The 8746-nt window shown below is 75.2% G+C and carries 7 protein-coding genes; 4 read left to right on the top strand and 3 right to left on the bottom strand.

The window, feature by feature from the left end:
* Window positions 1–4: 4 nt before the first annotated feature.
* The 3 genes from ABZ497_RS04270 to ABZ497_RS04280 all read right to left on the bottom strand — a co-directional run bounded on the left by ABZ497_RS04270 (window position 5) and on the right by ABZ497_RS04280 (window position 4194).
* Window positions 5–727: an ABC transporter permease gene (locus ABZ497_RS04270; RefSeq protein ID WP_359803296.1), complete on the bottom strand. Its 723-nt coding sequence runs from the start codon at window positions 725–727 to the stop codon at window positions 5–7.
* Entirely contained in the window at window positions 724–1680 is a 957-nt protein-coding gene (locus ABZ497_RS04275; RefSeq protein ID WP_359803298.1) for an ABC transporter ATP-binding protein, read from the bottom strand. Before ABZ497_RS04275 ends, ABZ497_RS04270 begins: the two co-directional genes overlap by 4 nt.
* Window positions 1681–2004: 324 nt before the next feature.
* Window positions 2005–4194, bottom strand: coding sequence for a prolyl oligopeptidase family serine peptidase (locus ABZ497_RS04280; RefSeq protein WP_359803300.1), 2190 nt, complete (start codon window positions 4192–4194; stop codon window positions 2005–2007).
* Window positions 4195–4510: 316 nt separating this feature from the next.
* Here ABZ497_RS04280 and ABZ497_RS04285 point away from each other — a divergent pair, with 316 nt between their 5' ends.
* The 4 genes from ABZ497_RS04285 (at window position 4511) to ABZ497_RS04300 (ending at window position 8612) form a co-directional block, all read left to right on the top strand.
* Window positions 4511–4705: a DUF2304 family protein gene (locus tag ABZ497_RS04285; protein ID WP_045939028.1), complete on the top strand. Its 195-nt coding sequence runs from the start codon at window positions 4511–4513 to the stop codon at window positions 4703–4705.
* Window positions 4706–4736: 31 nt separating this feature from the next.
* Window positions 4737–5636, top strand: coding sequence for an N-acetyl-1-D-myo-inositol-2-amino-2-deoxy-alpha-D-glucopyranoside deacetylase (gene mshB, locus ABZ497_RS04290; RefSeq protein WP_359803302.1), 900 nt, complete (start codon window positions 4737–4739; stop codon window positions 5634–5636).
* Window positions 5633–6094, top strand: a complete 462-nt coding sequence (locus ABZ497_RS04295) for a DUF6113 family protein (RefSeq protein ID WP_329489453.1) — start codon at window positions 5633–5635, stop codon at window positions 6092–6094. The genes mshB and ABZ497_RS04295 overlap by 4 nt, the downstream gene beginning before the upstream one ends.
* 238 nt (window positions 6095–6332) lie before the next feature.
* Entirely contained in the window at window positions 6333–8612 is a 2280-nt protein-coding gene (locus ABZ497_RS04300; RefSeq protein ID WP_359803304.1) for a peptidoglycan binding domain-containing protein, read from the top strand.
* The last annotated feature ends 134 nt before the right edge of the window (window positions 8613–8746 follow it).

Consider the following 8746-nt stretch of genomic DNA (forward strand, 5'->3'; position numbering starts at 1 on the left):
GCCATCATGCCCGCCGGGTGTCCCGGCGGTACAGCACGGCCGCGGCCGCGGTGAAGACCACCAGGAAGCCGGCCAGACCGCCGACCGCGACCAGGTCCAGCGACTGTCCGGGCCGGGTGAAGCCGGCCAGCCGGTTGTACAGGTAGACCGGGTTGACCTGGGCGATCGTCCGCAGCGTGCCGGTCACCGGGAACCACGTCCCGCCGAACAGCGCCATCACCATGTAGGTGATCATCACGACGGTCTGCACCGAGTCCGCCCCCGCCGCGTAGCCGAGCGCCACCCCGAGCGCCGCGAAGACGAAGCTGCCCAGCCAGAGCGCCACGGCCAGGCCGGCCCACTCGGCGGCCCCCATCCGCACGCCCTGGGCGGCCCCGACCCCGAAGACCACCAGGATCGCGGGCAGCGTCGTGACCGCGCCGGCGGCGATCTTGGCGACGGTGTACGCCCGGCCGGGCAGCGCCGTCAGCCGCAGCTGGCGCACCCAGCCGCTCCTGCGCTCCAGCGAGATCCGCTGCGCGCTGCCGGTGAGCACCGCGCCGACCGCGCCGAAGGTGGCCATCGAGACCATGAAGTAGGTCTTCACCGGCAGGCCGCCGGCCACCTGGTCGGTGCCGTAGGCGTGGATGAAGAAGAAGTACATCAGCGCCGGGTAGAGCACCGTGAAGAGCACGTACCGCTTGTTGCGCAGGGTGCGCGTGATCTCCAGCCGGATCAGCGTGGTCATCGGGCGGCCTCCGTCGCGAACTCGGTGGTGTCGGCGGTGTCCTGCTCGCCGGTGATGGTCAGGAAGGCCTGCTCCAGGCCCAGGCCGGTCACCTCCAGCCCGCGCGGGTACAGACCCGCCCGGTAGAGCCCGGCGACGCCCGCGTCGGCGTCCGCCGTCCGGATCCGGACGGTCCGCACCCCCGGGACCCGGCCGCTGACGTCCAGGGCCAGCACCCCCGGCAGGCGACGCAGCGCCGCCTCCTCGAACGGGCCGTCCACGTCGTGCAGCTCGAAGGTGATCCGGCGGGCCCCGGCCTTCGCCTTGATCTCGGCGGACGTACCGTCCGCGATCAGCCGGCCCCGGTGCAGCACGAGGACGCGGTCGGCGATCGAGTCCGCCTCCTCCAGGTAGTGGGTGGCGAACAGCACCGTGCGCCCGGCGTCGGCCTGTGCCCGCATGCTCGCCCAGAACGACCGGCGGACCGAGACGTCCATGCCGGTGGTGGGCTCGTCCAGCACGATCAGGTCGTTGGCCCCGGCGATCGCCAGCGCGAAGCGCACCCGCTGCTCCTGGCCGCCGGAGAGCCTGTCGACCCGCCGCTCGGCCAGCTCGGTGATCCCGGCGTCGACGAGCACCTCCCGGACGGCCCGGCCGCGCGGGTGGACGTCGCAGGCCAGCCCGACCAGCTCGCGGACCTTGACGTCCGCCATCAGCCCGCCGCTCTGCAGCATCGCGCCGACCCGGCCGGCCGCGATCGCGGCGCGCGGGGCGCCGCCGAACAGCGTGACGCTGCCGCGGTCCGGCTCGCGCAGGCCGAGCAGCAGGTCGAGGCTGCTGGACTTGCCGGCGCCGTTCGGGCCGAGCAGCGCGACGGTCTCGCCCGGCCGCAGCACGAGGTCGAGCCCGTCCACCGCCCGCACCCGTCCGTAGCTCTTGCCCACGCCCCGGAAGGCGGCCACCTCGGTACCCATCGACCCGGTCCTCTCCCCTGCTGGTGTTCGCACCAGCTCAGAGTCCCGCGCGGCCCCGGCCCGGCGGCAGTGGCCGCCGTCGTGACTTCGGCATGACGGATGTCATGCCGGTGGCCGGTACCCGTGTCACGGGTACCGGCCACCGAAGCCGCAGGTCGCGCGCCGTCTGTCAGTGCCGGGGGCCGGCGTCCCCACCGGGGCCGGGCCCGTCGACCCCGTGCGGGCACCCGCGGCCCGGGGGAGCGGAGGGCGCCTCGGCACCGCTCGTCCGCGGGCCCCGGCGCCCTGACGGCCCCCCTCCGCTGAACCTCGCAGCCGCCCGCCTCAGAGGCCGAGCGACTTCTTCACGAAGTCGACCTGGAGCAGCAGCAGGTTCTCCGCGACCTCCTCCTGCGGGGTCATGTGCGTCACCCCCGAGAGCGGCAGCACGGTGTGCGGCCGGCCGGCCGCGAGCAGGGCCGAGGAGAGCCGCAGGGTGTGCGCGGCCACCACGTTGTCGTCCGCCAGACCGTGGATGATCATCAGCGGGCGCTCCAGCCCGGCCGCGTGGCCGGTCAGCGAGTTGGCCGCGTAGACCTCGGGCCGCTCAGCGGGGTGGCCCAGGTAGCGCTCGGTGTAGTGGGTGTCGTACAGCTCCCACTCGGTCACCGGGGCGCCGGCCACGGCCACGTGGAAGACGTCCGGGCGGCGCAGCACGGCGAGCGCCGCGAGGTAGCCGCCGTACGACCAGCCGCGGATGGCGACCCGGCCGAGGTCCAGCGGGAACTCCTCGGCGAGCGCCCGCACCGCGTCCACCTGGTCGTCCAGGGTCGCGCCGGCGAAGTCGAAGGCGATCGACTTCTCCCAGGCCGGCCCGCGCCCGGGGGTGCCGCGCCCGTCGGCGACGACCACCGCGAAGCCCTGGTCGGCGAACCACTGCGAGTTGAGGTGCGGGTTGTGCGCCTGGACGACGCGCTGCCCGTGCGGGCCGCCGTACGGGTCCATCAGGACGGGCAGCAGGCCGTCCCGCTCGCGGTCGTAGCCGGTGGGCAGGAAGACCGCGGCGGGGATGCGGCGCTCGCCCGCGAAGCGGAACACCGGGCGCGCGGTGAGCACCGGCGTCTCGGCGTAGGACGCGACGGTGGCGACCACGTCGACCACCACGCCCTCCGGGAGGTCCCGGGCGACCTGCACCAGCGTGCCCGGCAGGTCGGGCTCGGCGGTGGCCCGCACGGTGATGCCGGCCGCGTGCACCGCCGACGTGACCGAGGTGAACGGCCGGTCGTTGGCGGCCTCCCAGGAGAGCCGCTTGCCGTCGTGGCTGATCCGGCCGACCGCGATCCAGCCCGGCTCGGGGTCGGTCTCGCCGGCGCCGCCGGAGGCGGTGAAGAAGACCTCCTCGGCCGTCACCGCCACCACCGAGCGCACCAGCAGGTCGGCGCCGGTGACGGTCTGGTCGCCGATCACCAGCGCCCGCACGCCGTCCTCGCTCGCGCCGTCGGAGATCCGGACCAGCTTGCCGTCCGGCGTCCAGGCGGGCACGCCCTGGAAGAGCTCCAGCCAGGCGTCGTCGTGCTCCTCGAACAGCACCTCGGTGGCGCCGGTCTCGACGTCCACCCCGAGGATGCGCTGGCTGCGCTGGTCGCGGGTCTGGACGAGCAGCAGTGGCACGCCGCCCGCCGACCAGTGCACCCGGGCCAGGTACGGGAAGGCCGCGTCGTCCCAGCGGACCTCCGTCCGGCCGCCGTCCAGACCGATCAGCCAGAGCCCGACGCCGGCGTTGGCGGTGCCGGCCGCGGGGTAGGCGATCTCGGCGGGCTCGGTGCCCGGGTTGGCCGGGTCGGCGATCCACCAGCGGCGCACCGGGGTGTCGTCGGCCCGCTCGACCAGCAGCCGGTCGCTCTGCGGCGACCACCAGAAGCCGCGGTCGCGGCTCATCTCCTCCTGGGCGATGAACTCGGCCTGGCCCCATGTCACGCCCGGGCCGTCGGGCTGCGCGAGGGCCCGGTCGGCCGTCCCGTCGGCGCGGGTGAGCCGCAGCTCGCCGGCGGTGTTGGCGTAGGCGACGTGGACGCCGTCCGGGGCGAGGCGGGGGTCGACCACCGGGCCCTCGGCGGGCAGTTCGACGGTGCCGCCGGCGACCAGGTCGGCCGTGAAGAGGCGGCCGGAGAGGGCGAAGGCGGCCAGCGCGCCGGCGCCGTCGAGGGAGTAGCCGACGATGCCGGCCGAGCCCTCGCGGCTGCGCTCGCGGCGGGCCTTCTCGGCCGGGGAGAGGTCCTCCTCGCCGCCGCCGAGCAGGGCGACCGGATCGGCCGCGATCCGCTCCTCGCCGGTGGCGGTGTCGAGGGTCCAGAGGCGGTTGGCCCGGTCGCCGGCGCGGGGGGTCTCCCCGGCCGAGGGGCGGGGCAGGGAGCGCAGGAAGACGACCCGGGAGCCGTCGGATGCGACGGAGAAGGACCGGGGGGCGCCGACGGTGTAGCGCAGGGTGCGCGCGTACTGCCGCGGGAAGGTGTCCGCAGGGGTGTGGGAGGTCATGGCACCAGACCCTATGACGTTCCCCCGCCCCCACCCGGAGGATTTTGATCACTCGTTCGGAGCATCGTCGACCGGGACCCCGGAACGGGGGCCACACCCCTTCCGACCGGCCCATGCGCCCCATTTGTGCCACCATGCCCCGGCGCGTGCAGCCTCACTGAACGTAATGCTCCCCTCACACATCGGGTATGACTGGTTCAACGAGTGATCGTCAGGCCCCGTCCCGGGCCCCGGTCGCCCGACCGCAAGTCCCGCACGGTCCCGACCGCCGCCCTCCCCGAGGGGGTGGCGCACCCGAGAAGGGGTGTGAGCCGACATGGCTTTGTCCATCTCCGCAGCCATGCTGATGCTGGTCATCGTGGTGGTGCTGATCCGCCGCTCCGGCCTGAAGCTCGGGCACGCGATCGTCTGCGCGCTGCTCGGCTTCTACCTGGCGTCCAGCTCCATCGCGCCGTCGATCAGCCAGGTCACCAGCAACCTCGCCGGAATGATCAACGGCCTGAAGCTCTGACCCCCCGCACGCGGTCGTTAGGCTTCCTCCCATGACCGCGACTACCGGCCGCCGCCTGCTCCTGGTGCACGCCCACCCCGACGACGAGTCGATCGGCAACGGCGCCACGATGGCCAGGTACGCCGCCGAGGGCGCCCTGGTCACCCTGGTGACCTGCACCCTCGGCGAGGGCGGCGAGGTGATCCCGCCGGAGCTGGCCCACCTGACGGCGGATCGGGACGACACCCTCGGCCCCCACCGGATCGGCGAGCTGACCGACGCCATGCGCGCCGTCGGCGTCGCCGATTTCCGCTTCCTCGGCGGCCCCGGCCGCTACCGCGACTCGGGGATGATGGGCGTCCCCGACAACGACGTGCCCGGCTGCTTCTGGCGGGCGGACGTGGACGAGGCGGCCGGCCACCTGGTCGCGGTGGTCCGCGAGGTGCGGCCGCAGGTCCTGGTCACCTACGACGAGGACGGCGGCTACGGGCACCCGGACCACATCCAGGCGCACCGGGTGGCGATGCGCGCGTACGAACTGGCCGCCGACCCGACGTACCGGCCCGACCTGGGCCCGGCCTGGCGGATCGCCAAGGTGTACTGGAACCGGATGCCCCGGTCGGTGATCGAACGGGGGCTGGCCGAGACGGCCGCCAAGGCGCCGTCGCCCGGCGTCGCGAGCCCCTCCGACGTACCCGGCGTGGTGGACGACGCCGTGGTCACCACCGTGCTGGACGGCGCCGCGTACGCCGACCGCAAGGCGGCCGCGATGGCCGCCCACGCCACCCAGATCACCGTGCACGGCGACTGGTTCACGCTCTCCAACGACCTCGGCCAGCCGCTGGTCGCCACCGAGTACTACCAGCTGGTCCGCGGCCGGGCCGGACGGCCGCTGCCGGAGGACGACCTCTTCGCCGGCCTGGACAGCACCTTCGAGGAGAGTGCCCGATGACCGAGCCCGCCACCCCGCAGGCCCGTCGCCGCTCGATCCCGGCGGCCGTCCTCGGCACCCGCGCCGAGCGGCTGGCCGAGCCGCAGCCCCCGCGGATCGGGCGGATCGCGGCCTATGTCCTGTTCTTCCTGCTGGGCGTCGCGGTCTCGGTCTGCGGAGCATTTGTGCAGGCCTTGTGGCCGCCCGTGGGAGTCCTGCTGGCGCTCGCCGCCACCGGCGCGACGTTCTACGCGGGCCTGCGGGTGACCGGCACCCGGCTCGGCGCCGCGCTGCCGGCGGCCGGCTGGTTCCTGGCGCTGCTGCTGGTGATGGTCCCCCGGCCCGAGGGCGACAACGTGCTCTGGACCAACGCCACGTCGCTCGCCTGGCTGTTCGCGGGCTCGATCCTGGGCGTGATCTGCGCCACCCTGCCGACCCGGACGAGCTGGTTCCCCGGAGTGCCCGGCCCGCCGCGCTGACCGCCCCGGCGGCCCGCGTACGGTACCGCGTACGACGCGCAGTCAGGACCACACAGCCGTACTCTCATACCGGAGGAACCGGACGTATCAGGTTCTATCCGAACCGGTTCACCGGTCAGTTCTTCCCAGTATGGTGGTGCCGCAGAACGCCCGTACCCCACCGCCGCCCGCCAGGCCCGGCGACCACGAACCGCGGTCGCGCCGCACGGCCCGCCCGCGAACCCGGAGCAGAGCAGCATTGAGCAGCCGCGAATCTGACAACGCCCACCCGACGCCTCGGCGGACGGGCCCGGACGCCTACCCGTCGGGCACCCCGCCCTACGGCACACCGGGTTTCCCCGGCGGCGACCGCGCGGGTGCCGGTGCCGCCCCGGGCTCCGCGTCGGCCGGGGAGGACGAAGCCCCGAAGACGGAGACCACGCTGACCACGCGGGTCCGGATCAACATCCCGGGCTCGCGCCCGATCCCGCCCGTGGTGGTCCGCAGCACCGTCAAGAACGAGGACGGCCAGGGCGAGGAGGCCCCGCCGACCGCCGCCGAGCCGGCCGGACCCCGGCACCGCTCCGCCGCGTCCGCCTCCCCCGTCCTCGGGGTGATGGACGGCGGCGCGCGGACGGCCACCCCGCCGAACCTGCCGCCGGAGTGGGAGATCCCGCCCGCGACCTCCGAATCGGAGTCCACCGGCGCGTGGTTCCGGCCGCGCCAGAAGAAGGGCCCGGCGGAGCCCGCCGCCGTCCCGGCCGGCGCCGCGGACGCCCCGGCCGACCCCTTCGCGCCGGGCCCCGCGCCCGCCCCCGGCACCGAGGCCCGCCCGAACGGCGCCCGGCCCAAGGCCGCCCGCCCCGCCCGGACCGCGGGCCCGGACACGGCCCGCCCGAACGGCCGGGCGGTACCGGCGCAGGCCGCCGCCCCGCGCCCGACCGGCGCACCCGCCTCGCCGTTCGGCACCGGTGCCGGCCCGGACGCCCCGGCGGACGAGGCCGGCGTCTACGAGGACGCCCCGGCGGACCCGTTCGCCACCGGCCCCGGCGCCGACCCCTTCGGCCCGGGCCCCGGCGCGGACCCGTTCGCGGCCCGCCGCGCTCCGCAGGGCCAGGGCCACCCGATGGCCGGCCCGGCCGACGCGGCGAACCCGGAGGACACCTCGGTGGACGGCTTCGCGCCGATCCGCGAGGAGACCCTCCCGCCCGCCGCCATATCCGGCCTGCCCGGCGGCACGGCCCAGCACGGCCTCCCGCCGAACGGCTCCCCGCAGAACGGCCTGTTCGCCTCGGCCCCGGCCGGCGCCGATCCGTTCGCCGCCCAGCGCCCCCAGGCCGGCGCGGAGCCGTACGGCACCGCCGCCCCCGGCGGCCTCTTCCCCGGCGTTCCCGGCGTCTCCGGCGCCCAGCCGACGGCCCCGGCCGACCCGCAGGCCGGTCGGCCGGGCGGCCCCGGCAGCGCCGCCCCCGGCCGGCCCCACCCCGGCGGCCCGGAGGCCGAGGCCGGTACCGCTCCCGCCCCGAAGCAGCCGGCGCCCGCCGCGCCGCAGGCCCCCAAGGCGGCCACCGGCAAGGCCCGGCCGAGCCGCGGCAAGAAGCTCGTCAAGCTCGGCGTCTACGGCGTCGCGGGCGTGCTCTTCCTCGGCGCCGCCGCGTACGGCACCGGCCTGATGCTGAACCAGTCCGACATCCCCAAGGGCACCGTGGTGCTCGGCACGGACATCGGCGGCAGCAACCGCGACCAGGCGATCCACCAGCTCGACGAGACGGTCGGCAAGGCCGGCCAGCAGCCGGTCAAGCTGAAGATCGGCGACCAGGCGATGGACCTCGACCCGACCGTCGCCGGGTTGAGCTTCGACACCACGGCCACCGTGGACCGGCTCACCCAGCACTCCTACAGCCCGGTCGACGTGATCACCTCGCTGAAGGGCGACGAGAAGGCCGTGCCGCCGGAGGTCAAGGTGGACCGGGCCAAGCTCAAGGCCGCCCTGGAGGGGCTGGCCGCCGGGTCCGGGCAGGGCCTCCAGGAGGGCTACGTCAGGTTCGGCGACGCCGGCGAGCCGGTCGTGGTGCCCGGCAGGGCCGGCCAGGCGGTCGACGCCGCGTCCGCCGTGGACCAGGTCGAGCAGGCCTACCGCGACCGCGCCACCGGCAAGGCCGAGCAGCCGGTCGCCCTCACCGTGACGGCCGCCCAGCCCAAGGTCTCCCCGCAGGCCCTGCAGGCCGCCGCGGACAGCCTCGGCAAGTCCGCGGTCAACGGGAAGATCCACATCACGGCCGGCACCAAGACCTGGGACTTCGGCCCGAAGACCGCCCCCAAGACGCTCACCCTGGTGCCCGACGCCGCCGGCAAGATCGTGCCCAAGTGGGACCTGGACGCGCTCGCCGGCCAGTTGGGCACGGTGTTCGACAAGCTGAAGATCAAGAAGAACGGCCAGACCGCCGCGATCACTCCGCAGGACGTCGCCGACGCCATCACCTCGGTGCTGGACAAGACCGGCGACAAGGAGCGCACGGTCAAGTTCACCGTCGCCTGAGCGGAGCCTCCCACCGCCCGGGCCGGCCCACCGGCACCGGGCGCACGGCGAGTGGACGAACGACCGAGGGGCGGGGGCGGGGGGGGGGGGGGCGCGGCGCGAAAAACAGACACCCCACCCCACAAGATATAGGT

It is taken from the genome of Kitasatospora sp. NPDC005751, from assembly GCF_040630835.1.
Classification (GTDB): domain Bacteria; phylum Actinomycetota; class Actinomycetes; order Streptomycetales; family Streptomycetaceae; genus Kitasatospora.